A 24886-nucleotide genomic window follows, 5' to 3' on the forward strand; every position below is an offset into this window, starting at 1 on the left:
GCCGATCGTCTGTACGGCAGACAGATGAAAAAGGCTGTCGTTGATAAGGCGGTAACCGTTATACGGCGACCGATCATTCAATATAGGTCGCGCCGCGCCCGAACTAAGCCGTTTGGCAGAAGGGCGGCGGTGGCATCCGGGATCAATCCATGTCCCGGGTCGCGTCGACGCCGTCGAGCCCGGCCTCGAGGTCGTCCTCGGCGTCGGATTCGTGCGCCTCGAGGCCGGCCGCCTCGGCGAGGTTGCGGGCGGCCCGGCGCAGGAGCTTGCGCAGGCGCCGGCGCTCCTTGTTGTCGAAGCCCCCCAGCATCTCGGCCTCGACCTCGTCCCAGATGCCCTCGATCGCCGCCGCCTTGGCCATGCCGGCCTCGGTCAGGCGCACCCGCACGATGCGGCCGTCGCCGGCCTCGGTCCGGCGCTCGACGACGCCCATGGCGGCGAGCCGCGTGATGGTCTTCGAGGCGGTGGGCGGGCGCACCCGCAGGGTGGCGGCGAGGTCGCCCATGGTCATGGTGCCGGCGGCGGCCAGCGCCTGCACCACCTGCTCCTGGCCGGCGAAGAGGTCGAGCTCCGCCAGCCGGTCGCCGATGCGGCCGCGATGGAGCCGCGCGGCCTGCATCAGGGCCCAGCCGACGCTCTTGGCGCCGGGAGGCCGGAGGCGCTTGGCCGCCCGGCGCGGCGCGTCCACGGCCAAAGCCTGCTCGCCCGCTGCCATGACGCGACGCCCCTGTTCTCGAGACAGAATCCTGCCGCCCGGGCGCGGCGAGCGCAAGGGCGGCCGGGGAGGGCGCCGAGCGCCGCCCCCGGCCGCACATGCCAGCCGGCCTGTGACGCCTGGATGACGCCGGCCGGGTTTTCGGCCCGCGCCGCCGCGGCCTATGCTGGGACGACGCGCGAGACGAGGAGCGAACCGCATGCCGGCCCGGCCCTGGGGCGACCTGACCACCGAGGAGTGCCGCGGCGGTGCGCTTGCCGGCAGCGTCGCGGTGCTGCCGGTGGCGGCGATCGAGCAGCACGGCCCGCACCTGCCGCTCGCCACCGACGCGATCATCGCCGAGGGCTACCTGGCGCGGGTCATGGACCTCGTCCCCGACGACCTCGACGTGCGGGTGCTGCCGGTGCAGCAGGTCGGCCTGTCGATCGAGCACGCGGACTTCCCCGGCACCCTGACCCTGAGCCCCGAGACGGCGCTCAAGGCCTGGACCGGGATCGGCGCCGGGGTGGCGCGGGCGGGCTGCGGCCGGCTCGTCATCGTCTCCTCGCATGGCGGCAACAGCGCGCTCATCGACCTCGTCGCGCTCGAATTGCGCGGCCGGCACGGGATGGTGGCGGTCACCACCGCCTGGAGCCGCTTCGGCGCCCCGCCCAGGCTCCTCCCCGAGGACGAGCTGCGCCACGGCATCCATGGCGGCGGCCTCGAAACGGCCCTGATGCTGGCGTTGCGGCCCGACCTGGTGCGGCGCGAGGCGATCCGCGACTTCGTGCCGGCGACCCGCGCGATGGAGCGGGACTTCACCCACCTGCGCGCCGGCCGCCCGGCCGCTCTCGCCTGGCACGCCCAGGACCTCAACCCGGCGGGCGCCATCGGCGACGCGCGCCTCGGCACCGCGGAGGCCGGCCGCGCCCTCCTCGATCACGGCGCCCGCGCCTTCGTGGCGCTCCTGCGCGACGTCGCCCGCTTCGCCCTCCCCGGGCCGGTCTCCCGCCGGGAGGATTGATACACTATATCACCGCTCTCCCCGCTGCTCCGGCGGCGGCCCCGCGACCGGTTTCGCTGCAAGAAGACGCCCCCGCATGTCCGACAAGATCCCCGTCACGGTGCTCACCGGCTATCTCGGCGCCGGCAAGACCACGCTCCTCAACCGCATCCTCACCGAGCCGCACGGCAAGCGCTACGCGGTGATCGTCAACGAGTTCGGCGAGATCGGCATCGACAACGACCTCGTGGTCGGCGCCGACGAGGAAGTGTTCGAGATGAACAACGGCTGCATCTGCTGCACCGTGCGCGGCGACCTGATCCGCATCATGGACGGGCTGATGAAGCGCAAGGGCAAGTTCGACGCGATCATCGTCGAGACCACCGGCCTCGCCGACCCGGCGCCGGTCGCCCAGACCTTCTTCGTCGACCAGGATGTCGGCGAGGCCGCCCGCCTCGACGCGGTGGTGACGGTGGCCGACGCCAAGTGGCTGTCCGAGCGCCTGAAGGACGCCCCCGAGGCCAAGAACCAGGTCGCCTTCGCGGACGTGATCCTGCTCAACAAGGCCGACCTCGTCGACGAGGCGGGCCTCGACAGCGTCGAGCGCCAGATCCGGGCGATCAACCCCTCCGCCGAGATCCACCGCACCCAGCACTGCGCGGTGCCGATCGAGACCGTGCTCGACCGCAAGGCCTTCGACCTCTCGCGCATCATCGAGGTCGAGCCCGAGTTCCTGGAGGAGGGCCACCATCACCACCATTCCGACGAGATCCAGTCGGTCTCGGCGCGGCTGAAGGGGCCGGTCGATCCCAACAAGTTCATGCCGTGGATCTCCGACCTGACCCAGGTCCAGGGCCCGGACATCCTGCGCTGCAAGGGCATCGTCAGCTTCCCGGACGAGCCGCGCCGCTTCGTCTTCCAGGGCGTGCACATGATCCTCGATGGCGACCTGCAGGACGAGTGGAAGCCCGGCGACCCGCGCGAGTCCCGCGTGGTGTTCATCGGCCGCAACCTCGATCCGGAGCAGATCCGGAAAGGGTTCGAGGCCTGCCGGGCCTGAGCGGACGCGGTCGCCGCTTGCCCGGAGCGACCGACCTTTGCGCTTTCGCTGCCCGGACGGCCGTGCTACAGCCTCGGCCGTCCGTTGAGGATCGCGGGAGAGACCGGCCCCGGGCCGGCACCGAAGGGGAAAGGCGCGCCAGCCGTGCTGGGCGCCGAAGCTCTCAGGTCAAAGGACCGCGATCCAGAGGGCACTCTGGAGAGGGCGCACGTCGCCCGCCGATGGAGCAAGCCGGGTGCGGACCCGGCGAATCTCTCAGGCAACCCGAACAGAGTTCCAACCCCTGCCACCCGCCTTCAGTCGGCGGGAAGGATGGAACGCGTGTCGGGACAAAAGACCTCCTTCGACCTCATTGTGCTCGGCGCCGGCGTCGTCGGCACCGCCACCGCCTACTGGGCGGCGCGGGCCGGCCTCTCGGTCTGCGTGATCGACCGCCAGGGCGGCGCGGGGCTCGAGACCAGCTACGCCAATGGCGGCCAGATCTCGGTGAGCCACGCCGAGCCCTGGGCGAACCCTTCCGCACCCCTCAAGGTGATGAAGTGGCTGTTCGACGCGCGTGCGCCGCTCCTCTTCACTCCCCGCCTCGACCGGCATCAATGGTCGTGGATCGCCGGCTTCCTGCGCAACTGCACGCCGGAGCGGGCGCGGCGCAACACCGTCGAGATCGTGCGGCTCGGCGCCTATAGCCGCGCCAAGCTGCAGGAGATCCGCGCCGCCGAGAACCTGGCCTACGCCGAGAAGACGCTCGGCATCCTGCACTTCTACCGCGACGCGAAGGAGTTCGAGGCCGCCAAGCCCGTGGCCGAGCTGATGCGCCAGCACGGCTGCGAGCGCCGGGTGGTCTCCCGCGACGAGGTGCTGGCGATCGAGCCCGCCTTCGCGCACGCCATCGAGGACATCGTCGGTGCCACCTACACGGCGGAGGACGAGAGCGGCGACGCCCGCGCCTTCACCCAGGCCCTCGCCGCCCGCACCGCCGCCATGGGGGCGACCTTCCTGTACGGCTCGGAGGCGACGAAGCTGCTGCTCTCCCCCGGCGGTGATCGGATCATCGGCGTCGAGGCGATGGTGGCGGGCGGGCACCAGCGGCTTGACGCCCCGAACGTCGTGGTGTCGCTCGGCGCCTGGTCGGCGCCGTTCCTGCGCCGCTACGGCGTCAACCTCGCGATCTACCCGGCCAAGGGCTACTCGGTCTCGATCCCGATCGAGGGCCAGAACGGCGCGCCGCAGGTCAGCCTGACCGACGACGAGCATAAGCTGGTCTACTCGAATCTCGGCACCCACCTGCGGGTCGCCGGAACCGCCGAACTGTCGGGCTACACCCGCCACCTCGACGCCGAGCGGGTCGCGGCGATCCTGGAGAACGCCCGGCGCACCTTCCCGCATGCCGGCAACTTCGCCGCCGCCACCGCCTGGAGCGGGCTGCGCCCGACCACGCCCTCGAACGTGCCCTATCTCGGCCGCACCCGCATCCGTGGCCTCGTGCTCAACACCGGCCACGGCACGCTCGGCTGGACCATGGCGGCGGGCTCCGGCCGCATCGCCGCCGACCTGGTGACCGAGCGCGAGACCGAGATCCCGGCGCCGCTGGCGGCGTGAGCGGGCGGCTCCCGGCGCGATTGCCGCCGGGAGCCGCCCTACCGCACCGTGACCTGGTCCTTGATCCGGTCGTAGGTCGCGCGGCTCAGGACACGCTTCGACAGGAGCTCGCTGGGCGAGGCGTAGGGTCGCCGGGCGATGATCGCCTTGCCGATCATGCCGCCGCCCCGCAGGCCGTTGAGCTCCGCCAGGCTGGCGGTGTTGAGGTCGATCGTCCCGGCGGCCGGCGCCTCGGCGGCGGTCCTTTCCGCGGGCGGCAGGTCCGCGGGAGCCGGCGGGGCGAAGACCGGGGGAGGGACGGGCAGGGCCGCCGCGGTCTGCGCCGGGGCGGGGCTCGAGGGCGGGGCGGGGCTCGGAGGGGGGGCATAGCTCGGGGCGGGCGCCGGGTTCGGGGCCCTGGCCGTCTCGGCCGCCGGCGGCTGGCGCGGCGGCGCCGACTCGGCCGGTCGCGGGCCCGGATAGACCGAGCGCACCGGATCCTCGCCCGCGGGCGCGGCGGGAGGCTGGCCGGTCCGGCCGGCGCCGGACACCTTGGGCGGCTCCGAGAGGTTGGGTCCCGTGGCGCGCGGCATCAGCAGCTGCCACAGCCCGGCGAGCCCGGCCGCCAGCACGACGATGACGAGGGCGCGGGTGATGGCCGAACCGGTCAGCATCGTGGGCAGGTGTCCTTCTCGCTCGGGAGCGGCCGCAGCCGGGCGTCCTTCGACGTCATTCTACAGCGGCGCAGGGCCGGCGCGAGACGCAAACACGGTCGCACCACCCGTATCCCGCGGGATGTCCACGGATTCACGCCGCCAACGGTCGTTCCGCGCGGGCCTCTTCCCCAGCGTTGCCGAGGGATTGTCGAGCGATGACCTGCGGGACCGGTCCGGCCGTCAGGCGGCGGCCGATCCGGTACTGGGGCGCAGGCGCCGGATCGACCGGATCCCCCCGTCTCCGGTGCCCGGCCCGGTCCGGCCGGCGCGGATGCGGCCTTCCGCCTCCGCCAGGGGCTCGATGGCCACCGCCATGTGGTGACCGTTGGCGTGGATCAGGCGGGTCGCGTCCAGCATCATCCCGACATGGCCGCGCCAGAACACCAGGTCGCCCCGGCGCAGGCCGGCGAGGTCGGGGGCGAGCGCCACCGGCTCGCCGAGGGCCGCTTCCTGCTGGTCGCTGTCGCGGGGAGCCTGCAGGCCGGCGGCGGCGAGCGCCGCCTGGACCAGCCCGGAGCAGTCGAGCCCGAGGCTGCTGCGCCCGCCCCACAGGTAGGGCACCCCGAGGAAGCGGGTCGCCGTCGCGGCCCAGTCCGGCTCGGTCGCGGCGACGGGCGCGAGGTGCTCCGCCCAGACGAAGCTCCCGTCCGGCAGACGCGCATAGGCGCCCTCCCGCGCCGCGACCGTCACCTGGGCGCCGAGGCTGAGGGCACCGAGGGGCGGCCGCTTCAGGTCGGCGGCGGGATACAGGAAGGTGCGGAGCGCCGCGACCCGGTGGGTCGGCTCCGGTCCGGCGGGGCCGAGCGCCTCGGCCGGCAGGTAGCCGACATAGCCGTCGCCCGCGAGCTGCACGAAGGCCCAGCCGTCGCGGACGTCGTAGACCGTCGCCGCCTCGCCGAAGAGCGCCTCGCTGTCGAGGGCGGCCGCCGGATCGGGGGCGCGGCGCAGGGGCGCGAGCGGGGTGCGGACCCGGTGCGGCCGGCCGGGGACGTAGCGCGCCGCCTCGACCTGCCCGCGCAGGCGCTCGTCGGCGAGATCGGGCCGGGCCGGGGTGAGACGCGGGTCGAGGCGGGGGAGGCTGGTCATGACCCCCCACCCTCGCAAATCCGGGGCGTCTCCGGCAAGCCGGCCCGTGCCGGCGTCATCCGGACAGGCCGGCCCGTGCCGGTCCGGTCGGAACGGGGATCGCGTCCCTGCGACCTTATGCCCGAACAGGCGCGCGGATCGGGCCGTGGGCCGAATTCCGCTGCCGCCACCGCGGGCTACCCCGAAACCCTCGCGCAACCATTCCAGCGGCGCCGGGTTGGACATGCGCGTGTTGCACTGCAACAATCGCGGCAGCCGCGCTATGGTCAGCCCATGATGATGAGCCGCACCGTGAAGAAGCCGACCGACAAGCCCCGCCCCCTGCCGCCGATCCGGGTGCGCAAGGAGCCCCCCACCGTCTCAGAGGCGGTGGCCGCGGCGCAGGACCTCGCCGACGACATCGAGCAGCAGGTCGAGATCGCCGCCGGCCTGATCGGCCTGCCGCCCGACGAGGTGCGCCCGCACGTGCTCCAGGCCGCCAAGACCTTGGCCGCCAAGCCCAAGTCCGAGCGCGCGCCCGAGCGCATCATCAGCACCGGCAGCGGCCTGCGCGGGCCCCGCACGGTGATCGTGGAGCGCCGGGCCGGGCGGCCGCTCGTCGAGCGCCGCACCCGCCCGCCCCTCAGCGGCGGCCGCTGAGGCCACCGCTCCATCTTATGCTGTTGCGGATGGAGCTGCATTCGAGAGATGATTGTTCACCATCGAACGACGCGATGCGATTTCGGTGGTCCGCCTGCTCGTGTTAGGCTCGCGGTTTGAAGGTCCCGCGGCGAAGGCGGCGTCCGGCTGCCGTCGGTATGGTGTGCACATGAACTCTCTCGAGCCTGTCCTGACAGGCGTGGATGCGTTGCGGCTCGACAATCAGCTCTGCTACGCGCTCTACGCCGCCTCCCACCGCATGACGAAATGCTACCGGCCGCTGCTCGAGCGCCTGGGCCTCACCTACCCGCAATACCTCGTGCTGATCGTGTTGTGGGAGCATGACGGGCTCACGGTCTCCGACATCGGCCGACGGCTGCGCCTCGATTCCGGAACACTGACCCCCGTGCTCAAGCGCCTCGAAGCGGCGGGCTTCGTGCGCCGCACCCGCCGGCAGGCCGACGAGCGCGAGGTCGAGATCAGCCTGACGGAGGAGGGCCAGGCCCTCCAGGACGAGGCCGTGGCGGTGCGCCGGGCCGTCGTCGAGACCCTGAAGATGTCCGAGGGCGAGATCGCCGAGCTGCGCGCCCGCCTCGACCTCCTCATCGCCACCCTCGGCAGCGAAGCCTGAGCCGGCCGCCGGCACCATTTGTTTTGCCGGTTAACAAATCGTTCTTGAGCGCCGCGTCCCATCCCGCTTAAAGAGGCGGGCGAGATGCGCCGTGCCGTCCTCCCGCGCGAGGGCCGGGCCGGCGGGCTCGCAGGGAAGAGGTCTGGTGGGCCTCGCGCCGAGGAGCCCCGGATCATCCCATGCGCCGTGCCGTGACCTGCCTCCGCCTTCGGCCCGGCCGCCCCGGATGCCGCCTGTCACGCGCTTGCGCCGGATCATGAAGAGCCTGAGGGCCCTCGCGGGCGTCCTGACCGGCTGGTCGGAGCGCAGCGGCGAGCCGCGCCGGCAGGTCGGCGTGCTGCCGGTCCGGCCCGGCCCGGACGGGGCCCTGCAGGTGATGCTGATCACCTCGCGCGAGACCCGGCGCTGGGTGATCCCGAAGGGCTGGCCGATGAAGGGCCTGAAGAACTACGAGGCCGCCGCTCGCGAGGCCTACGAGGAGGCCGGCCTGATCGGGCGCGTCGGCCGGCGGGCCCTGGGCAGCTACTTCTACCAGAAGCGCCTGAAGAGCCGCGACACGGTGCTGTGCCAGGTCCAGGTCTTCCGCCTGGAGGTGCGCAAGCAGCTCAAGACCTGGCCCGAGCAGCACGAGCGCGAGGGGCGCTGGTTCAGCGTGCCGGAGGCGGCCGAGGCGGTCACCGAGCCCGGGCTCGCCGCCCTGATCCGGGCCGCCGGGGCCGAGCGCGCGAAATCCCGCAAGGCCAAGGTGAAGGTCTCGGCCGGCAAGGTCCCGGCGGGCAAGATCCCGGCGGGCAAGGCCCCGGACGACCCCACGCCCTGACGCGCCGCCTCCCGCTATCCTTCCGTCACACGGTCCCGCTATAGGCCCCGGTTCCGGCATGGGCCCGCGGCCCATCCTCACGAGCGGTGCGGCGCGATGGCGATCATCCAGGCCTTCCAGGCCGGCGAATTCCTGAACTCGGCCTTGAGCCTGTTCTGCGCCTTCGTGCTCGGCACCCTGATCGGGGCGGAGCGCCAGTACCGGCAGCGCACCGCGGGCCTGCGCACCAACGTCCTGGTGGCGGTGGGGGCGGCGGCCTTCGTCGACCTCGGCATGCGCATCGGCCACGGCGACGGGGCGATCCGCATCGTCGCCTACGTGGTCTCCGGCGTCGGCTTCCTGGGCGCCGGCGTGATCATGAAGGAGGGCATGAACGTCAGGGGTCTCAACACCGCCGCGACCCTCTGGTGCTCGGCCGCGGTCGGGGCCCTGTCGGGGGTCGACCTCGCCGCGGAAGCGGCCCTCGTCACCGCCGCGGTGCTCGCCGGCAACACCCTGCTGCGGCCCCTCGTCAACGCCATCAACCGCATCCCGATCGACGAGCGCGACGCGGAGGCGACCTACGAGGTCCGCGCCACCACCGACACCGACCGCCTCTCCGAGGTCCGCGACCTCCTGGTCGAGCGCCTGGAGGCGGCCCACTACCCGGTGAGCGAGGTCGACGTCGAGGAGCGCGGCGAGGACGACGTCGAGGTCGTCGCCACCCTGGTCAGCACGGCGATCGAGCCGGACGAGATCGACGCCGTGATCGCGCGGCTCGGGGCCGCCGAGGGCATCCGGCGGGCGACCTGGACGGTGCGGACGACGGATTGATACCGCCGCGCCTTCGAACGGACTCGTTCGCAGGCGCAAGGCAAGCTCGAACGAGCGCCGGCGCTGATGCGCCGAACGCCTTCGCGGCGATATGTCGATGCGAAGGCGCCAGGGTATGAGACATCGGCCGACCGCCGCGCCCTGCGCAGTCTGCCCAAATCCTTGCCGGCGTGGATGGCGCAAGAGCTCCGGTTTCACGGCGGCAAGAAAAAGCTATAGAGAAGACGAGGTGGGCCGAAGAGCGCCGGGAGCGCGGGTGCCGTGGCGGGGAGTGCGTTGGGTTCCGAGACCACCATCGTCGTCGCGGACGACCACCCGCTGTTCCGCGGCGCTCTGCGGGGCGCCGTGACGGCGATCCTGCCCGGTGCGCGCATCATCGAGGCGAGCGGGCTCGAGCCCCTGACCGAGATCCTCGACGCCGAACCCGAGGTCGACCTCGTCCTCCTCGACCTCACCATGCCGGGGGTGCAGGGATTCTCGGGCCTGATCTACCTGCGGGCGCAGCACCCGGCGATCCCCGTGGTGATCGTCTCGGCCAATGAGGATCCGGTGGTGATCCGCCGCGCCCTCGACTTCGGGGCCGCCGGCTTCATCCCGAAATCCCTCGAGGTCGACCGCATCGGCGAGGCGATCGGCCAGGTGCTGGCGGGCGGCAACTGGTCCCCGCCGGACATCGAGCTCGGCGCCTCCGACGACAAGGAGACGGCCGACCTGATGCGCCGCCTCGCCACCCTGACGCCGCAGCAGGTGCGGGTGCTGATGATGCTCTCCGAGGGGCTGCTCAACAAGCAGATCGCCTACGAGCTCGGCGTGTCCGAGGCCACCGTGAAGGCCCACGTCTCGGCGATCCTGCAGAAGCTCGGCGTCGAGAGCCGCACCCAGGCGGTCATCGCCTCCTCGCGCATCGGCGCGACGCTCAAACCCCCGGCGGGCGTGGAGTAGGGGACGGGTCCCGCGAGCCCGTCCGGGGTCGCGGCGCCGGTCGGGCTCAGTGCCGGACCCACATCACCCGCGCCATCCAGGCGATCTCGGCCGCCGGGATGACCCGGTCGGGCTCTCCCGGGAGGGGAGAGCTGAGCTCGGCGGCCCGGGCGGTGCGCCGCTTGAGCTCTGCCGCCAGGATGCCGCCGCCGCCGAGGCAGGTCACCACGCGGTCGCCCTTGCGCAGCGCGGCCGTGGGCGAGACCACCAGCACGTCGCCGTTCCGGTAGTACGGCGTGAGGGACCCGCCCCGGACCTCGATCGCGAAGCAGCGTTCCTGCCCGAGATCCGGCAGCTCCATCTCCTCCAGGACGCTGCCGTTGCCCGGCAGGCCGTTGGCGCCGATATGGCCGAGCGCGGTCTCGCTGCCGATCAGCGGCACCGCGATGCGGGATCCGGTCCCCCGCGGCTCGACGAGGCGCAGGAAGTCGTCGAGGGTGGCGCCGGTGGCGGCCAGGATCTTGGCGACCGATTCGGTCGAGGGCCAGCGCTTGCGCCCGTCGGGGCTGATCCGTTTCGAACGGTTGAAGCTCGTCGCGTCGAGGCCGGCGCGTTTGGCAAGGCCAGACGCCGTCAGGTTGTTGCGCTGGGCGAGGTCGTCGATCGCGGACCAGATTCGCTCGTGGGACAGCATGTGGGCCTGGCCTGACGCAGGCGGCGTTCACCGCCGAACTAACATATGTAAAGTACCGAACCCTCACCGAAAGGCAACGGCGTTGCCGGCCCGGCCGCGGACGGGTATCGCTCGCCCGCCACCCCGCCGAGGAGCCCGCGGCGCCCATGCCCCTCATCTACAAGATATGCCCCGCCGCCCTGTGGCGGGACGCCGAGGCGGCCGGCCGCTTCGACGGCGCGCCGGTCGACCGCGCCGACGGCTTCATCCACTTCTCGACCGCCGCGCAGGCGCCCGAGACGGCCGCTAAGCATTTCTCTGGAATTGAGAATCTTCTCCTGATCGCGGTCGACGCGGAGGCGCTGGGGGAGGCCCTGCGCTACGAGCCGTCCCGGGGCGGCGCTCTGTTTCCGCATCTTTACGGACCGTTGCCGCTCGCCGCCGTCCGGAGCGTCGCGCCGCTGCCGCTGGGTCCCGACGGACGCCACGTTTTCCCAGATCCCATCGAGGGTTGATCGTGCTCCCGACCGTCTTCCCGCTCGTCCGTCCGCTCCTGCACGCTCTCGATCCCGAAACGGCCCACGACCTGACCGTGGGGGCATTGGCGCGTCTTCCTCTGCGGCAGAGGGTCGCTGATGACGGCCGTCTTTGCGTAACCGTTATGTCGCGGACCTTCCCCAATCCGGTCGGGCTCGCCGCCGGGTTCGACAAGGGCGCGCGGGCGCCGGACGCGCTGCTCGGGCTCGGCTTCGGCTTCGTCGAGGTCGGCGGCGTGGTGCCCCGGCCGCAGCCCGGCAACCCGCGCCCGCGGGTGTTTCGGCTGCCGGAGGACGGGGCGGTGATCAACCGGTTCGGCCTCAACAGCGAGGGGCTGGACGTGGTGCGGGCGCGGCTCGCCGCGCGGCGGGGCCGGCCCGGGATCGTCGGGGTCAATGTCGGGGCCAACAAGGACTCGGCCGACCGCCTCGCCGACTACGTGGCCTGCACCCGCAGCCTCGCGGGCCTGGTCGACTTCATCACCGTCAACGTCTCCTCGCCCAACACGCCGGGCCTGCGCGACCTGCAGGGCGAGGCCTTCCTCGACGACCTGCTCGCCCGGGTGGTGGCGGCCCGGGACGAAGCCGGGGCGGGGACGGCCGTGCTGCTCAAGATCGCCCCCGATCTCGGCCTCGACGGGCTCGACGCGATGACCGCCACGGCGCGGCGCCGGGGCGTCGATGCCATGATCGTTTCCAACACCACCGTGGCGCGGCCCGCGAGCCTCGTCGGGGCCGCGAAGGCCGAGACCGGCGGCCTGTCCGGCCGGCCGCTCTTCTCGCCCTCGACCCGGCTCCTCGCCGAGGCCTATCTGCGGGTCGGCGCCGACCTGCCGCTGATCGGCGTCGGCGGGGTCGACTCGGCGGAGGCCGCCTGGACCAAGATCCGGGCCGGCGCCAGTCTGATCCAGCTCTACTCCGCCCTCGTCTATGCCGGGCCGGGCCTCGTCGGCGCGATCAAGGCCGGCCTGCTGCGCCGGATGGAGCGGGAGGGCGTCCGGAGCCTCGCCGCGATCACCGGGCGCGACGCCGCGGACCTGGCCCGCTCCGCCTGAAGCGGCGTCACAATTCCGGGTTGGTCGGTTCGGTGCGCCGTGCCACGACGGTGTAGCAGAGCCGCCTCTGCCCGAACAGGAGCTGGCGGTGATAGGTCACCGTCGACTCGCCAAAGCCCAGGATGGCGAGCAGTTCCTGCATCGTCGCCGGCGCGATGAGCCACCAGGCATCGAAGCGGATCCGCTGGTCGGCCCGGGGCAGGAGGAACATCGGCAGGCCGAGGCTGCGCGGCAGGTAGCGCAGCAGGTGCAGCGATTTCGGCAGCATCTCGGTCACCACCACGGTCTCGCGGGTCAGCCGCAGGACGCCGTGGAGCGCCCGGAACGGGTCGCGCAGCCGCGCGAGCGCGTTGCCGAGCACCGCGAGATCGACCGGCCCGACCGCCTCCGGCACCTCGTAGAGCGAGCCGCCCGCCCGCCGCGCCCGCGAGCCGAGCGCCGCGTGGGAGAACCAGAACGCGTCCTCGAACCGGCGCAGGTGCTTGCGGATCTCCGGCGCGATCACCGAGCGTTCGAAATCCGGGTACGGCACCATCTCCCAGCACGCGTCGCCGGAAAAGTCGTAGGACACCACCTCGGCGCCGCGCGCCTCCATGCCGAAGCCCAGGAAGCCGCTGGTGGCGCCGAAATCGAGCACCCGCTTGCCCGCCACCGCGACGTGGCCGAGGTAGTCGTCGAACCCTGCCCTGAGGTCCCAGGCCCCCGGCAGGGTGCCGTGCCCGGGCAGGTCGATCGCGTGGTTGAAGGTGCAGGCGGCGATGTCCTCGACCGCGCGGGGCGGTGCGAAGGGGCCGTCGGGGGCCGTGTCGATGGGCGCGGGCGGATCCGCCGTGATCATGCGGGACTCAGATCTCGTGTACGGTGAGGCGGCGGGCATCAGGATCCCGTCCGCGCCTCCTGGTAGGCCGGCAGCCCGGCGGGCAGGCCGACCCAGGACAGACGGCGGGAGACCCAGACGTGGTCGCGCGGCGGGACGCTTTCCGGGTCGTCGAGGCTCGCCAGGGTGAGGTCGGCCTCGTCCGGCAGGTCGTCCGCCCGATAGGCGAGGTGCGTGCCGCAGGCCGGGCAGAATGCCCGCTCGGCCCGCGGGCTCGAGCGGAACCAGGTCGGGGTCCCGGCGGTGAAGCGCCAGCCCGCCCGCCGCACGGTGAGCCAGCCGACCATCGGGGCGCCCGTCGTGCCCCGGCAATCGGCGCAGTGGCAGACGGTCCGGTTCCAGGGCTCCCCCTCCGCCTCGTAGCGGACGCCGCCGCACCGGCATCCGCCGGTGATCGCGCGCTCTCTCGTCATCGTGCCGCCTCCAGGGTGCCGGTTCGCGGCCGCGGGTCGAGCAGGGCCTGGCCGAGGCCGCGGGCGGCCAGGAGGGCCGGCACCGCCGGCCACGGGCCGGTATCGCCGATCCCGCGCGTCGCGGCCAGCGCCGCGTCGCCGGCCCGGCCGCCGCCCCGACGGGGCCGGGGCGCGGCGTCGCGACGTTGGCGAGCGTCATTCCGGGCGAGGCGGCGGCGTCGCGTGGGCTCCGGGCTCGCCGCGGCGGGCCTCGTCGGTGGCGTCACCGGGGTGCGGCGCGTCAGCGGCCCCGGGCGAGCAGGCGCGACAGGAACCAGAGCGGGACCACCACCACGGCGCCGGCGATGAACCAGCGGCCGGCATCGTGGAAGGTGTCGAGGCCGAGGGCGATCAGCGAGCGCACCGTGTCGTAGGCCTGGGCGAACAGGAGCCCGGGCGTGACGCCGATCATCGCCATGCCGGCGCCGACGAGGAGCGACAGGAAGACGAGCCGGACCAGCACCGCCGCCGGCGAGCCGCCGAGGAAGCGGTGAAGGCCCGAGGCCCGGCCCTCCCGATAGGGTCCGGGGCCCTGCTGGTAGGGTCCCTGCTGGAAGGGGCCTTGGCCGCCCGGGCTCGGCCCGCCGAAGGGACGGTTGAATCTCTGCTCGCTCATGCTTCCTCGCGATCCTACCGTTGCGGGGACCAAGCCCCGACCCTCGCCTCAGCGCAACCCGTCTGTTGCGGCGCAGTCGGAATTTTGCGACGCAACCCGATCGTTGCGCAGCAACCCGGTTGTTGCGCAGCAACCGAACTGTTGCGGGATTGTCGCATAACGGACGAAACCCGGTACGGCCTGACGCATTGCACCGTTTGGCAATCCGGACCTGAGATGGCAACCTTCCCGGATTATCCCAAGATGCTCTCGAGATGCCCGGCGCGTCACGCCGGGCCGTAAGACTGGCCCGCCCGCAACCCCGAGACGCTCCGCCGCGCGACGCCGGCGGCGCAGCGCCGCGAGATTGATAGCCCGAGCATGATCGACCACGCGCTCTTCGACCCGGCGAAAACCGATCCCGACGCCGAGCGGCTGAACCAGGAGATCATCGCCGCCCAGGCCCGGGCGCCGGACCCCTGGTCCATGCCGGTGGCGGAGGTGCGCGAGCGCCGGCGGCGCGGCAGCCTCGCCTATCCGGCGATGCCCCACAGCTCGCGCGCCGAGACCATGACGATCCAGGGTCCCGGCGGTCCGCTGACCCTGCGGGTGATCCGGCCGCAGCGCAAGGCCCGGGGCGCCTACCTGCACATCCATTCCGGCGGCTGGATCTGGGGCGGGGCCGACGAGCAGGATCCCTGGCTCGAGCGCATCGCCGAGCGCTGCGGCTTCGTCTGCGTCTCGGTCGCGTACCGGCTCGCGCCCGAGCATCCCTATCCGGCGCCGATCGACGATTGCGAGGCGGCGGCGTTGTGGCTCCACCACGAGGGCCGCAAGCTGTTCGGGGTCGAGGCCCTGACGATCGGCGGCGAGTCGGTCGGGGCGCATCTGAGCGTGATGACGCTCCTGCGCCTGCGCGACCGCCACCGGCTGCCGAAGGCGTTTCGCGGCGCCAACCTGTTCTCCGGCCTCTTCGACCTCGGCGTGACGGCCAGCGCCCGCAACTGGGGCGAGCAGCGCCTGGTCCTCAACTCCACCGACATACGCCGCTTCGCCGACGGCTTCGTGCCGGAAGGGGTCGCCCGGCGCTCGCCCGAGGTCTCGCCGCTCTATGCCGACCTCGCCGGCCTGCCGCCGGCCCTGTTCTCGGTCGGCACCCGCGATCCGCTCCTCGACGACACGCTGTTCATGTCGATGCGCTGGGCCGCGGCCAATAACGGCGGCTACACCTCGGTCTATACCGGCGGCTGCCACGTCTTCATCCGCTACCCCCTCGCCATGACTCAGAGGGCCCTGGAACTGATCGAGCGCTTCCTGATGGCGCTAGCGTGAGGCGCGGATCCGCGGCGACCGCCTACGCGCTCCTCGCCCTCGCGGCCCTGCTCTGGGCCGCCAACGCGGTGGTGAGCAAGGCGGCGGTCGGCCTCGTCTCGCCGCAGGCGTTGGTCTCCTTGCGCTGGTCGATCGCGCTCGCCGCCATCGCGCTCCTCGCCGGGCGCGAGACGCTCCGGCACGGGCGCGCCTTGCGGGCCCACTGGCTCATGATCCTGCTGATGGGCGGCTTCGGCTACACCGCCTTCAACGCGCTGTTCTACGTCGCGGGGGCGCACACCACCACCGTCAACCTGGTGCTGTTCCAGGGCGCGATCCCGGTCCTGGTGATGGGGCTGAACTACCTCGCCCGCGGCGTCGCGGTGCGGCCGGGCCAGCTCCTCGGCGCCGCCATCACCCTGGCCGGGGTGTCGCTGGCGGCGAGCCACGGCGACCTCGCCAACCTGCGCGACCTCGCCTTCAACCGCGGCGACCTCTTCGTGGCGCTCGCCTGCCTGTTCTATGCCGGCTACACCGTCGCCCTGCCCTTGCGCCCGGCGGTGCCGGGGCTCGTCTTCTTCGCCGCGATGGCGGTGGCGGCCTGGGCGACCTCGGTGCCGCTGCTCATCGGCGAATGGGCTGCCGGCCACACGATCTGGCCCGGCCCCGCGGGCTGGGGGCTCATCGCGTTCACGGCGCTCGGGCCCTCGCTGGCCTCGCAGCTCGCCTTCATGCGCGGGGTCGAGGCCATCGGGCCGAACCGCGCGGGCCTGTTCGCCAACCTGGTCCCGGTCTTCGGGGCGATCCTGGCGGTCGCGGTGGTGGGCGAGCCGTTCGGCGCCACCGAGGCGCTGGCGCTCGCCCTGGTGCTGGGCGGGATCGCGGTGTCGGAGGTTCTGGGCCGCCGGACCGCGGCGTGAGCGTGGCCCGGAGCAGGGTTGCCTGTCGCAACTCTGCTCAGCTCCTTGTTTTCCGCCTCACTCCGCCGCCATCCGCTGCCCGCGCCACTGGGTCAGCAGGGCGCGAAGCGCCGCCGGCTTGAGCGGCTTGCCGAGCACGTGGACGCGCTGCGCGCCCGCGGCGTCGCGCAGTTCCGGCGAGCGGTCGGCGGTGAGCAGCACCGCCGGGATATCGGCGGCGAGCGCCGCCCGCAGGGACACGATCAGGTCGAGGCCGGTGCCCTGGTCGAGATGGTAATCGGCCACGATCACGTCGGGGCGCAAGCGGCCGCCGAGCACCAGGGCCAGCGCCTCGCTGAGCGAGCCCGCGGTGTGGAGCGCGCAGCCCCAACTGCCGACGAGCACCCGCATGCCGTCGACGATCGCCGGCTCGTTGTCGACCGCCAGCACGGTGAGGCCGGCGAGCGGCACGGTGACCGGGCGGGGCGCCTCGCCCTGCGCCTCGGGGGCGGGCCTCCGGGGCGCCCCCGGCACCGCGACCGAGAAGGCCGAGCCGCGGCCGGGCTTCGACGCCAGCGTCACCGGATGGTCGAGGAGGCGCGCGGTCCGCTCGACGATCGACAGGCCGAGCCCGAGGCCGCGGGCGACCCGCGCGCCCTGGTCGAGGCGCTGGAACTCGCGGAAGACCAGCTTCTGCTGCGCGGCCGGGATGCCGAGGCCGGTGTCGCACACCGTCAGCACCACCCGGTCGCCCCGCCGGCGCGCCCCGACGAGCACGCGCCCGCGCGGCGTGTACTTGATCGCGTTCGAGACCAGGTTGTGCAGGAGGCGGCGCAGCAATTGCCGGTCCGAGCGCAGGGCGAGGGAAGAGGGCACCACGGTGAGCCGCAAGCCCTTCTCCTGCGCCATTGGGCCGAACTCGCGCTGCACCTGCCGGAACAGGTCGGAGACCCGCACGATCGAGAGCTGGGGCTTCAGCGCGCCGGTGTCGAGGCGCGAGATCTCGAGCAGCGCGGTCAGGATCTCCTCGACGGCGTCGAGGGACGCGTCGACGTTCTCGGCGAGCGTCGGGTCGGTGGCCCGGTCGCGCTCGACGAGGGCGCTGGCATAGAGCCGCGCCGCGTTGAGGGGCTGGAGGATGTCGTGGCTCGCCGCGGCGAGGAAGCGGGTCTTCGAGGCGTTGGCCTCCTCGGCCTCGGCCTTGGCGCGGGTCAGCGCCGCGTTGAGGCGGGTCAGCTCCTCGGTCCGCTCGCGCACCCGGGTCTCGAGTTCCTCGTTGAGGCGGGTGCGGGCCTCCTCGGCGGCGACCGAATCGGTCACGTCGGTGTAGGTCGCGACCACGCCGCCGTTCGGCAGGAGGTTGGCGCGGATCTCGATCACCCGGCCGCTCGGATGGAGGCGCAGGCGCTGCGGCCCGGATTCGAGCCGGAAGGCGGCGATGCGCTCGGCGACCAGGGTGTCGGCGTCCCGTGCCCCGTAGGCGCCCCGGCCGGCGTTGAAGCGCACGATGGCTTCCAGGTCGATGCCGGTCTGGATCATGTCCGGCGGCAGGTCGTAGAGATCCGCGAAGGCGCGGTTCCACACGATCAGCTTCATGTCGCGGTCGAAGACCGTGATGCCCTGCTTGGCGTGGTCGAGCCCGTGCTGGAGGATGTCGCGGCTGTACTGGAAGGCCGCGGAGGCGTCGTCGAGGAGCTTGAGGGCGGCCTTCGGCGAGACGTTGCGCCGGCGCAGGAGCAGCGACAGGGCGAGCCGGGCCGAGGCCGCCCCGATCGCCGAGGCCAGCAGGTGCTCGGCGTGGCGCAGTTCGGGCAGGCCCGCGATCGCGTCGTCGCGCAGCGGACCCCTTCCCTGTCCCTGCGCGAACTCCTCGAAGGCCCGCACCGCCCGCTCCTCGCCGAGGAAGCGGGCCACGGTGGCGCGCAACTCGGCGATCGTCACGGCGCTGCGGAACAGCCGGAAGCTCGGCGCGCCGGGCCCGGCCTCGTCGAAGCCGGAGACCTGCCCGAACGCCTCGGCCTGCAGGCGCTCGATGGCGGTCGGCGGGCGCAGGAGCGAGCCTGCGACATACGCGAGGGTGTTGAGCCCGAGGCTCCACAGCGTGCCGTGGACGAGGCGGGGGACGTCGTCGATGCCCATCAGCGCCGTCGGGCTCAGGGCTTCGATGCCGAACGGTCCTTCGGCGATGAGCGTCGCCGCCCAGCCGTCGCCGGTCACGAGGCTCGGCAGCAGCAGGGTGTAGAGCCAGACCGCGAACCCGACCGTGAGCCCGGCGGCGGCGCCCGCGCCGGTGCCGCGGCCCCAGTAAAGCGCGCCGACGAAGGCCGGGCCGATCTGCGCCACCGCCGCGAAGGACAGGAGCCCGATCGAGGCGAGCGCCACCTCGCCGGCGACCCGCGAATAGACGTAGGCCACCAGCACCACGGCGACGATGGCGATGCGGCGCACCACCAGCACGTAGCCGCCGAGATCCGAGGCGCCGGCCTCCGGGGCGGAGGGCGCCCCGGCCCCGAGGGGCCGGCGCCGCAGGGCGACCGGGATGACGAGGTGGTTCGAGATCATGATCGCCACCGCGACCGACTCGACGATCACCATCGCGGTCGCGGCCGAGAGGCCGCCGATGAAGGCGATCAGCGCGACTCCGTCGGCGCGCTCGTGCAGCGGCAGGGCGAGCACGATCATGTCGCGCTGCACCGTGCCCTCCGGGAAGAGGGCGAGGCCGGCCAGCGCCAGCGGCACCACGAACAGGTTGATGAGCACGAGGTAGAGCGGGAAGGTCCAGGCCGCCCGGCCGATATCGGCCGGCGCCCGGTTCTCCACCACCGCCATGTGGAACTGGCGCGGCAGCAGCAGCACGGCCGCCGCCGAGAGCAGGGTCTGGACGAGCAGCGTCGCGGGGCCGGAGGTCTGCCCGACCAGGGGCCCGAGCCCCTGCGCGACGCTCGCGGCGACCGGCCGGTCGTGCAGCATCCAGCCGACCACGAAGCCGCCGACGGTGAGGAAGGCCAGGAGCTTGACGAGGGATTCCAGCGCCACCGCGAGCGTCAGCCCGTCCTGGTGCTCGGTGGCGTCGGCGTGGCGGGTGCCGAAGGCGACCGCGAAGCCCGCCAGCACCAGGGCCACGAACAGGCCGAGATCGCCCAGCATGCCGGCCGGTGCGCCGACCCCGTCGGTCGCCCGCAGGAACACCTGCAGCGACGCCGCCACCGCCCGCAATTGCAGGGCGATGTAGGGCACCGCGCCCACCACCGCGATCAGGCAGACCAGGGCGGCGATGCGCTCGCTCTTGCCGTAGCGGGCGGCGATGAAGTCGGCGATCGAGGTTGAGTTCTGGGCCTTGGCGATCCGCACCACCCGGCCGAGCAGCCGGTAGCCGAGGCCCACCACCAGGACCGGGCCGACATAGATGGTGAGGAAGTCGAGGCCGGCATGGCTCGCGAGGCCGACCGAGCCGAAGAAGGTCCAGGAGGTGCAGTAGACCGCGAGCGACAGGGCGTAGATCGTCGGCCGCACCCGCGCGTCGCGCATCAGGGTCCGTCCGGCGACGTCGCCCCAATGGGCGACCGCGAACAGGGCACAGATGTAGACGAGGGCGGTCAGCACCACCGTCCAGCCCGCGATCATCGGCGTCGTCCATCCCCGGCCCGGGCGGGGGCCCGGGCGTCATGGCGACGGGTGTAGAGCATGTCGGGGTCCGAGGGCGACCCCGCCTGCGCTCAGCCGTGGCAGGTGCAGCCGGCGTAGTCGCAGCCGGCATGGTGGGGATGGCCCTCGGCGCACTCGTCGCAGCAGAAGGCCTTGCCGTGGCGCGATACCGCCTTCTCGGTCGGGACCACGCAGACGCAATCCTCGCAGGCGCACTTCACCGTCTCGACGTTGGTACCGGTCATGGATCCGTTTCCTCCTCGTGGTCCTGGTTTCGTACGGGCTCGTGCGGCTCGGTGAGGTGGGCGACCATGCTGCCGAGGACGTCGCGCACGTGATCGTCGTCGATGCCGTAGGCGACGTGCCGCCCGTGGCGGACCGCGCGCAGGATGCGGGCCGTCCGCAGCAGGCGCAGGTGGTGCGAGGTCAGCGATTGCGACAGGCCGAGCGCCCCGCCGATCTCGCCGACCGTGCTCTCCGCCTCCAGGCAGGCGAGCACGATGCGCAGGCGGTTCGGCTCCCCGAGGAGCCGGAAGACCTCCGCCACGTCCGCGACCTGCTCGGGCGACAGGAGCCGCACGTTGATTCTCACCAACGCATGAACACCTGCTCATGTGTTGGTGCGTGGCGGCCGATGTCAAGCGCGGGAACCGTCCCTCTTGCCCGAATGCGATCGGCCTCGCGGCACCGGTCGCGCCGCAGGGCCGGGGCACGGGACACGCCACGGCCGATCTGTCTGCGGCGGCGCATCTCCAACCCGCACCCTCGGGATGAGGTTTGAGGATCGGAGGTCGGTGACCCCTGGTCGATCGCAGTGTCGGGGAGTGTGGGCCGGGGGAGACGAGGGCCGGGGAGGGTCAGGCGGCGGCGCGTGACCGCATCAGGTCGGCCCCGTTGCCGACGGCGCGGGTGTAGAGCGAGCCGTAGCCCTCGGCGGCCCTGTCCCAGCCGAAGTCGCGCGCCATGGCGTTGCGGCGCATCGCGCCGAGGCGGCGCTTCGACGCGAAGGTGTCGAAGGCGCGGCGGATGGCGCCGCTGAGGCCCTTGAGCGAGGCCTCGCCGAACAGGAAGCCGGTGACGCCGTCCTCGACCGTGTCGGCCAGCCCCCCGGTGCGGTGCGCGATCGGCAGGGAGCCGAAGCGCTGGGCGTACATCTGGGCGAGGCCGCAGGGCTCGAAGCGCGAGGGCATCAGCAGGAAGTCGCTGCCGGCGAACATCCGGTGGGCGTCGGTCTCCTCGAAGCCGACCCGCACCCCGACGGAACCGGGATGGCGCCGGGCGAGGTCCAGGAAGGCGGCCTCGAACCGGGGCTCGCCCTGGCCGGTCACCACGAGCTGCCCGCCCTCCGCGACGATCGACTCGGCGGCCGCCAGGGTCAGGTCGACGCCCTTCTGGTGCACGAGGCGCGACACGATGGCGAAGAGCGGTCCCCGCGAGACGCCGAGGCCGAACCGGCCGCGCACCGCGTCGGCATTGGCGCGCTTGCCCTTCCAGTCGTCGGGCTCGAAGCGGGTGGCGAGGTGGGGATCGGTGCGCGGGTCCCAGGCCTCGTCGATGCCGTTGAGGATGCCGGCGAGCCGCCCCTGGTGGGCGCGGGTGCGCAGGAGCCCGTCGAGGCCGCAGCCGAATTCCGGCGTGGTGATCTCGTGGGCGTAGGTCTCGCTGACGGTGGTGACGTGCGAGGCGTAGAACAGGCCGGCCTTGAGGAAGGAGAGCTTGCCGTAGAACTCGACCCCGTCAATGTGGAAGGCGCTCTCCGGCACGCCGAGGCGGCCGAGATTCTCCCACGGAAACAGGCCCTGATAGGCGAGGTTGTGGATGGTGAGCACGCTCGGCACGCGCTGGCCGCGCCAGGCCAGGTAGGCGGGGGCGAGCGCCGTCTGCCAGTCGTTGAGGTGGAGGAGGTCGGCGCGCCACGCGGGGTCGATGCCCTGGGCGAGCTCGGCGGCCGCGAGGCTGAGGCGGCCGAAGCGCAGGTCGTTGTCGGAGAAGTCGACGCCCTGGTCGCCGTAGGGCGAGCCGTCGCGGTCGTAGAGGTCGGGGCTCATGATGACGTAGACCGGCAGGCCGTCGCCGGTCTCGGTCAGGCCGAGGTCGCAGGGCGGCATGTCGGCGCTGCCCGGAAGCTGGGCCACCACCGCGATCTCCGGATGGCGGTCGACGACCTGGCGATAGCCCGGGATCAGGATGCGCACGTCGTAGTGCTGGCGCAGGGCCCGGGGCAGGGAGGACGCGACCTCGCCGAGGCCCCCGGTCTTCACGAAATCGGCCATCTCTGGCGTGGCATAGAGGATGCGCGGTCGGAGCGAGCCGCGCACGGCCTCGATGGCTCCGTCGGGGGAACCCTCTGACGACACCGCCGGCGCCTGCGAAGCCGACCGTGCCGACGCCGGACATGTCATGAATGAGCCCCCACACCGCGAGCCGGACGGACCCCGAGCGGATATAACCGCGGCGTAACACCACGACAACGCACCGCTGCGGCTCCGGTTCCAGTGCGGTGCACAATATCAGAACGGATGAGAGCGGCAAGACAAAAATAATTAACGGAAAGCAAAAAACCCGTTTCTCGCCGCTTTCCGAAGCTGTGCCGTGTAACGGGTGAAGCTCAGGCAGGCAGACGATCAGCTCAGGCGTCCGCCGCCGGCGCGCGCCGGATCAGCACCAGGGCCTCGTCTCCCGCAAGTGCGAAGTGGCCGTCCTGGGGGCCTTCGCCGCGCCGGCCGCCGGCGCTCGACAGCAGCACCTCCCAGGCCGACTCGGCCGGCACGTCGGTGAAGCAAGCTTCGTGCCCGAAATTGAGGGCGACCCGGACGACCTCGTCGCCGTGCCGGCGCTCGTAGACGAGGACGTCGCCTGCGACCGACACCGCCCGGTAGGCCCCGACGCTCAGCGCCGGATGCTCGCGCCGCAGCGCGATCAGGCGGCGGTGCAGGGTCAGGATCGAGGTCGGGTCGTCGCGCAGAACCTCGACGTTGCGGGTCTGGGCCTGCGGGTCGAGGGGCAGCCAGGGCTCGACGGTGGAGAAGCCGGCATGCGGGCCGGGCGCCCACTGCATCGGCGTGCGCTCCGGGTCGCGGCCGAGGCCGGGCTCGTTGTGCTCCCAGGGGTCGCGCACCCGCTCCGGCGGGATCGGCACGGCGCCGAGCCCGATCTCGTCGCCGTAATACAGCGTCGGGGTGCCGCGTAAGGTCAGGAGCAGCACCGCCGCGACGCGCGCCTGCGCGTCGCCGACCCGGGCGGCGATGCGCGGCCGGTCGTGGTTGCCGAGCACCCAGTTCGGCCAGCCGCCTTCGGGCAGGGCCGCCTCGTACTCGGCCACCAGGGCCGCCACGGCCGCCGCGTGCCAGGGCGTCTGGAGCAGCTGGAAGTTGAACGGCAGGTGGGCGCCCGACAGGTCGACGCCGTAATAGGCGACGAGCCGCTCCAGCGGCAGGTAGATCTCGCCGATCAGCACCCGCGCGTCGTAGTCCTCGAGCACCGCCCGCATCTCGGCGATGACATGCATCACCTCGGGCTGGTCGGCGGAGTGGAGCTGGACCAGGCTGTTGATCTCGGGCTCGCCGGCCACGTAGTCCGGGTTGACCGGGTTGTCGCGGAAATGCTCGTCCTTCATCAGGTGCCAGATCACGTCGACCCGGAACCCGTCGACGCCGCGGTCGAGCCAGAACCGCAGCACGTCGAGCATCGCGGCGCGCACCGCCGGGTTGCGCCAGTTGAGGTCCGGCTGCTCGCGCAGGAAGGCGTGGTAGTAGTACTGGCCCGTCGCCGGATCGAGGGTCCAGGCCGGGCCGCCGAAATTGCTGATCCAGTTGTTGGGCGGTCCGCCGTCGGGAGCGGGATCGCGCCAGATGTACCAGTCGCGCTTCGGGTTGTGGCGGGAGGCGCGGGCCTCGCGGAACCAGGGATGCTCCTGCGAGGTGTGGTTGGGCACGAAGTCCATGATCACCCGCAGGCGGCGGCGATGCGCCTCGGCCACCAGGGCGTCGAAATCGGCGAGCGTGCCGAAGAGCGGGTCGATGTCGCGGTAATCCGAGACGTCGTAGCCGTAATCCGCCATCGGCGAGCGGCAGACCGGCGACAGCCACAGGGCGTCGACGCCGAGCCAGGCGAGGTAGTCGAGCCGGGCGACGATGCCCTTCAGGTCGCCGACCCCGTCGCCGTCCGTGTCCTGGAACGAGCGCGGATAGACCTGGTAGACGATCCCGGCCTTCCACCACAGCTCGCCCGCCAGCAGGCGCTCGGGCCCTGCGGCCACGGTCGAAGGCGCCGCGGGCGAGCGTCCACGGGTCGCGTCCTCGGTCATGCTGGGCTCCTGCACGCTGGGTTCCTGGCAGGCGCCGCGACCGGCGCCGGGGTTGAGCGGGTGGGCGGCGGCCCTTATATCAGCGCCCGCGGCGGCGCCCTGCGGGGAAGACGCGCCACTGCATCCGGTTCCCGCGCCCCTGCGCGCGGGACCTTAGCGTGGCAATCCTGCATCACATGGCTGCCATCATGACCTGGCTGCCGTCATGCGGGTGCCGCGACACGCTGGCGGGGAGGGGGCGCGTTCGCGCCCGAGCCAGACGAATCCGCCGAAAGGGCGGTGCGCCGCGATCCGGGGCTCAGACCCAAGGCTTAACCCTTCCGCTGGGGTAAGCCGGCCCAAGTCTTAACCCTAAGGTCCGGCATGCGGGCGGCGAGGCGCGCGTTCACACTCGCTTCAGGCCGCTTCGCCAAAATCAAGTCTTGTTTGCGTGAGACGTGTCGGGACAGCAACACGCGGAAAGACGCGTTCCAAATCTGGTCTCGGCGTCTCGACATCGCCGCTCCACAGCCACACGATGCTGCCGTGGCCGAAGGTTAGCTGCAACGCACGCGACACAGATCGCGATGCAGCGAC

General features: G+C 72.5%; 25 protein-coding genes and 1 riboswitch. Of the genes, 12 read left to right on the plus strand and 13 right to left on the minus strand.

From position 1 onward, the window contains the following. Window positions 1-142 precede the first annotated feature (142 nt). A complete protein-coding gene (locus EU555_RS20625; RefSeq protein WP_135417111.1) occupies window positions 143-715 on the minus strand; it encodes a MarR family winged helix-turn-helix transcriptional regulator in 573 nt (190 codons plus the stop codon). Window positions 716-914: 199 nt separating this feature from the next. On the opposite strand from EU555_RS20625, the gene EU555_RS20630 reads away from it, so the two are divergent. The 3 genes from EU555_RS20630 to EU555_RS20640 all read left to right on the plus strand — a co-directional run bounded on the left by EU555_RS20630 (window position 915) and on the right by EU555_RS20640 (window position 4356). After that, window positions 915-1718, plus strand: coding sequence for a creatininase family protein (locus tag EU555_RS20630; protein ID WP_135417112.1), 804 nt, complete (start codon window positions 915-917; stop codon window positions 1716-1718). A gap of 76 nt (window positions 1719-1794) precedes the next feature. Continuing rightward, window positions 1795-2757, plus strand: coding sequence for a CobW family GTP-binding protein (locus tag EU555_RS20635; RefSeq protein ID WP_135417113.1), 963 nt, complete (start codon window positions 1795-1797; stop codon window positions 2755-2757). An 84-nt stretch (window positions 2758-2841) separates the two neighbouring features. After that, a riboswitch (glycine riboswitch) is annotated at window positions 2842-2946 on the plus strand. A 132-nt stretch (window positions 2947-3078) separates the two neighbouring features. Then, window positions 3079-4356, plus strand: coding sequence for a D-amino acid dehydrogenase (locus EU555_RS20640; protein WP_205820965.1), 1278 nt, complete (start codon window positions 3079-3081; stop codon window positions 4354-4356). Between the two features lie 38 nt (window positions 4357-4394). Here EU555_RS20640 and EU555_RS20645 read toward each other — a convergent pair whose 3' ends face one another. Together EU555_RS20645 and EU555_RS20650 are read right to left on the minus strand one after the other, a co-directional pair. Continuing rightward, complete coding sequence (locus tag EU555_RS20645; RefSeq protein WP_135417115.1) at window positions 4395-5009, minus strand: ComEA family DNA-binding protein; 615 nt, start codon at window positions 5007-5009, stop codon at window positions 4395-4397. A gap of 222 nt (window positions 5010-5231) precedes the next feature. Next, window positions 5232-6137 carry a C40 family peptidase gene (locus EU555_RS20650; RefSeq protein ID WP_135417116.1) on the minus strand — a complete coding sequence of 302 codons (906 nt, stop codon included), beginning with the start codon at window positions 6135-6137 and terminating at the stop codon, window positions 5232-5234. Between the two features lie 273 nt (window positions 6138-6410). On the opposite strand from EU555_RS20650, the gene EU555_RS20655 reads away from it, so the two are divergent. The 5 genes from EU555_RS20655 (at window position 6411) to EU555_RS20675 (ending at window position 9982) form a co-directional block, all read left to right on the plus strand. Continuing rightward, a complete protein-coding gene (locus EU555_RS20655; RefSeq protein ID WP_135417117.1) occupies window positions 6411-6776 on the plus strand; it encodes a hypothetical protein in 366 nt (121 codons plus the stop codon). Between the two features lie 169 nt (window positions 6777-6945). Beyond that, window positions 6946-7407 (plus strand): MarR family winged helix-turn-helix transcriptional regulator, encoded by a 462-nt coding sequence (locus EU555_RS20660; RefSeq protein ID WP_135417118.1) that lies wholly within the window; start codon window positions 6946-6948, stop codon window positions 7405-7407. A gap of 256 nt (window positions 7408-7663) precedes the next feature. Continuing rightward, entirely contained in the window at window positions 7664-8227 is a 564-nt protein-coding gene (locus EU555_RS20665) for an NUDIX hydrolase (RefSeq protein ID WP_135417119.1), read from the plus strand. Between the two features lie 96 nt (window positions 8228-8323). After that, window positions 8324-9040 (plus strand): MgtC/SapB family protein, encoded by a 717-nt coding sequence (locus tag EU555_RS20670; RefSeq protein WP_135417120.1) that lies wholly within the window; start codon window positions 8324-8326, stop codon window positions 9038-9040. A 276-nt stretch (window positions 9041-9316) separates the two neighbouring features. Continuing rightward, a complete protein-coding gene (locus EU555_RS20675; RefSeq protein WP_135417121.1) occupies window positions 9317-9982 on the plus strand; it encodes a response regulator in 666 nt (221 codons plus the stop codon). Between the two features lie 46 nt (window positions 9983-10028). Here EU555_RS20675 and EU555_RS20680 read toward each other — a convergent pair whose 3' ends face one another. Continuing rightward, entirely contained in the window at window positions 10029-10655 is a 627-nt protein-coding gene (locus EU555_RS20680) for a S24 family peptidase (RefSeq protein WP_135417122.1), read from the minus strand. A 146-nt stretch (window positions 10656-10801) separates the two neighbouring features. Here EU555_RS20680 and EU555_RS20685 point away from each other — a divergent pair, with 146 nt between their 5' ends. Together EU555_RS20685 and EU555_RS20690 are read left to right on the plus strand one after the other, a co-directional pair. Next, window positions 10802-11149 carry a DUF952 domain-containing protein gene (locus EU555_RS20685; protein ID WP_135417123.1) on the plus strand — a complete coding sequence of 116 codons (348 nt, stop codon included), beginning with the start codon at window positions 10802-10804 and terminating at the stop codon, window positions 11147-11149. Between the two features lie 2 nt (window positions 11150-11151). After that, complete coding sequence (locus EU555_RS20690) at window positions 11152-12225, plus strand: quinone-dependent dihydroorotate dehydrogenase (protein WP_135417124.1); 1074 nt, start codon at window positions 11152-11154, stop codon at window positions 12223-12225. A 7-nt stretch (window positions 12226-12232) separates the two neighbouring features. Here EU555_RS20690 and EU555_RS20695 read toward each other — a convergent pair whose 3' ends face one another. From EU555_RS20695 to EU555_RS20710, 4 genes are read right to left on the minus strand one after another with little or no spacing between them, the layout of a single operon-like run. Then, a complete protein-coding gene (locus tag EU555_RS20695) occupies window positions 12233-13063 on the minus strand; it encodes a class I SAM-dependent methyltransferase (protein ID WP_135417125.1) in 831 nt (276 codons plus the stop codon). Window positions 13064-13101: 38 nt separating this feature from the next. Continuing rightward, the gene (locus tag EU555_RS20700) at window positions 13102-13515 is read right to left on the minus strand and encodes a GFA family protein (RefSeq protein WP_135417126.1); all 414 of its coding nucleotides are present in this window, start codon (window positions 13513-13515) and stop codon (window positions 13102-13104) included. Next, window positions 13512-13781 carry a hypothetical protein gene (locus tag EU555_RS20705; protein WP_135417127.1) on the minus strand — a complete coding sequence of 90 codons (270 nt, stop codon included), beginning with the start codon at window positions 13779-13781 and terminating at the stop codon, window positions 13512-13514. Before EU555_RS20705 ends, EU555_RS20700 begins: the two co-directional genes overlap by 4 nt. Before the next feature lie 14 nt (window positions 13782-13795). Further along, window positions 13796-14170 carry a DUF6460 domain-containing protein gene (locus tag EU555_RS20710; protein ID WP_135417128.1) on the minus strand — a complete coding sequence of 125 codons (375 nt, stop codon included), beginning with the start codon at window positions 14168-14170 and terminating at the stop codon, window positions 13796-13798. A gap of 360 nt (window positions 14171-14530) precedes the next feature. Here EU555_RS20710 and EU555_RS20715 point away from each other — a divergent pair, with 360 nt between their 5' ends. Both EU555_RS20715 and EU555_RS20720 read left to right on the plus strand, forming a co-directional pair. Then, on the plus strand, window positions 14531-15481 hold the full coding sequence (locus EU555_RS20715; RefSeq protein WP_135417129.1) for an alpha/beta hydrolase: 951 nt from the start codon (window positions 14531-14533) through the stop codon (window positions 15479-15481). Beyond that, on the plus strand, window positions 15478-16380 hold the full coding sequence (locus EU555_RS20720) for a DMT family transporter (RefSeq protein WP_135417130.1): 903 nt from the start codon (window positions 15478-15480) through the stop codon (window positions 16378-16380). The genes EU555_RS20715 and EU555_RS20720 overlap by 4 nt, the downstream gene beginning before the upstream one ends. A gap of 57 nt (window positions 16381-16437) precedes the next feature. Here EU555_RS20720 and EU555_RS20725 read toward each other — a convergent pair whose 3' ends face one another. The 5 genes from EU555_RS20725 to EU555_RS20745 form a co-directional block, all read right to left on the minus strand. After that, the gene (locus tag EU555_RS20725) at window positions 16438-19983 is read right to left on the minus strand and encodes a hybrid sensor histidine kinase/response regulator (RefSeq protein WP_135417131.1); all 3546 of its coding nucleotides are present in this window, start codon (window positions 19981-19983) and stop codon (window positions 16438-16440) included. Window positions 19984-20075: 92 nt separating this feature from the next. Beyond that, entirely contained in the window at window positions 20076-20249 is a 174-nt protein-coding gene (locus EU555_RS20730) for a metallothionein (protein WP_135417132.1), read from the minus strand. Next, the gene (locus EU555_RS20735) at window positions 20246-20584 is read right to left on the minus strand and encodes an ArsR/SmtB family transcription factor (protein WP_245524404.1); all 339 of its coding nucleotides are present in this window, start codon (window positions 20582-20584) and stop codon (window positions 20246-20248) included. Before EU555_RS20735 ends, EU555_RS20730 begins: the two co-directional genes overlap by 4 nt. Before the next feature lie 277 nt (window positions 20585-20861). Continuing rightward, on the minus strand, window positions 20862-22277 hold the full coding sequence (glgA, locus tag EU555_RS20740) for a glycogen synthase GlgA (protein ID WP_245524411.1): 1416 nt from the start codon (window positions 22275-22277) through the stop codon (window positions 20862-20864). Between the two features lie 356 nt (window positions 22278-22633). Then, on the minus strand, window positions 22634-24238 hold the full coding sequence (locus EU555_RS20745) for an alpha-amylase family glycosyl hydrolase (RefSeq protein ID WP_135417203.1): 1605 nt from the start codon (window positions 24236-24238) through the stop codon (window positions 22634-22636). Window positions 24239-24886: the final 648 nt, after the last annotated feature.

This window comes from Methylobacterium nonmethylotrophicum (assembly GCF_004745635.1).
In the GTDB taxonomy this organism is placed as follows: domain Bacteria; phylum Pseudomonadota; class Alphaproteobacteria; order Rhizobiales; family Beijerinckiaceae; genus Methylobacterium; species Methylobacterium nonmethylotrophicum.

What these genes read in the sequence shown, in the direction of transcription:
- glgA (WP_245524411.1), bottom strand. Translation starts at nt 22,277, where the DNA reads ATGGCCGATTTCGTGAAGACCGGGGGCCTCGGCGAGGTCGCGTCCTCC.
- EU555_RS20685 (WP_135417123.1), top strand. Translation starts at nt 10,802, where the DNA reads ATGCCCCTCATCTACAAGATATGCCCCGCCGCCCTGTGGCGGGACGCC.
- EU555_RS20635 (WP_135417113.1), top strand. Translation starts at nt 1,795, where the DNA reads ATGTCCGACAAGATCCCCGTCACGGTGCTCACCGGCTATCTCGGCGCC.
- EU555_RS20630 (WP_135417112.1), top strand. Translation starts at nt 915, where the DNA reads ATGCCGGCCCGGCCCTGGGGCGACCTGACCACCGAGGAGTGCCGCGGC.
- EU555_RS20725 (WP_135417131.1), bottom strand. Translation starts at nt 19,983, where the DNA reads ATGATCGCGGGCTGGACGGTGGTGCTGACCGCCCTCGTCTACATCTGT.
- EU555_RS20680 (WP_135417122.1), bottom strand. Translation starts at nt 10,655, where the DNA reads ATGCTGTCCCACGAGCGAATCTGGTCCGCGATCGACGACCTCGCCCAG.
- EU555_RS20730 (WP_135417132.1), bottom strand. Translation starts at nt 20,249, where the DNA reads ATGACCGGTACCAACGTCGAGACGGTGAAGTGCGCCTGCGAGGATTGC.
- EU555_RS20695 (WP_135417125.1), bottom strand. Translation starts at nt 13,063, where the DNA reads ATGATCACGGCGGATCCGCCCGCGCCCATCGACACGGCCCCCGACGGC.
- EU555_RS20650 (WP_135417116.1), bottom strand. Translation starts at nt 6,137, where the DNA reads ATGACCAGCCTCCCCCGCCTCGACCCGCGTCTCACCCCGGCCCGGCCC.
- EU555_RS20645 (WP_135417115.1), bottom strand. Translation starts at nt 5,009, where the DNA reads ATGCTGACCGGTTCGGCCATCACCCGCGCCCTCGTCATCGTCGTGCTG.
- EU555_RS20700 (WP_135417126.1), bottom strand. Translation starts at nt 13,515, where the DNA reads ATGACGAGAGAGCGCGCGATCACCGGCGGATGCCGGTGCGGCGGCGTC.
- EU555_RS20655 (WP_135417117.1), top strand. Translation starts at nt 6,411, where the DNA reads ATGATGATGAGCCGCACCGTGAAGAAGCCGACCGACAAGCCCCGCCCC.
- EU555_RS20665 (WP_135417119.1), top strand. Translation starts at nt 7,664, where the DNA reads ATGAAGAGCCTGAGGGCCCTCGCGGGCGTCCTGACCGGCTGGTCGGAG.
- EU555_RS20670 (WP_135417120.1), top strand. Translation starts at nt 8,324, where the DNA reads ATGGCGATCATCCAGGCCTTCCAGGCCGGCGAATTCCTGAACTCGGCC.
- EU555_RS20625 (WP_135417111.1), bottom strand. Translation starts at nt 715, where the DNA reads ATGGCAGCGGGCGAGCAGGCTTTGGCCGTGGACGCGCCGCGCCGGGCG.
- EU555_RS20660 (WP_135417118.1), top strand. Translation starts at nt 6,946, where the DNA reads ATGAACTCTCTCGAGCCTGTCCTGACAGGCGTGGATGCGTTGCGGCTC.
- EU555_RS20710 (WP_135417128.1), bottom strand. Translation starts at nt 14,170, where the DNA reads ATGAGCGAGCAGAGATTCAACCGTCCCTTCGGCGGGCCGAGCCCGGGC.
- EU555_RS20715 (WP_135417129.1), top strand. Translation starts at nt 14,531, where the DNA reads ATGATCGACCACGCGCTCTTCGACCCGGCGAAAACCGATCCCGACGCC.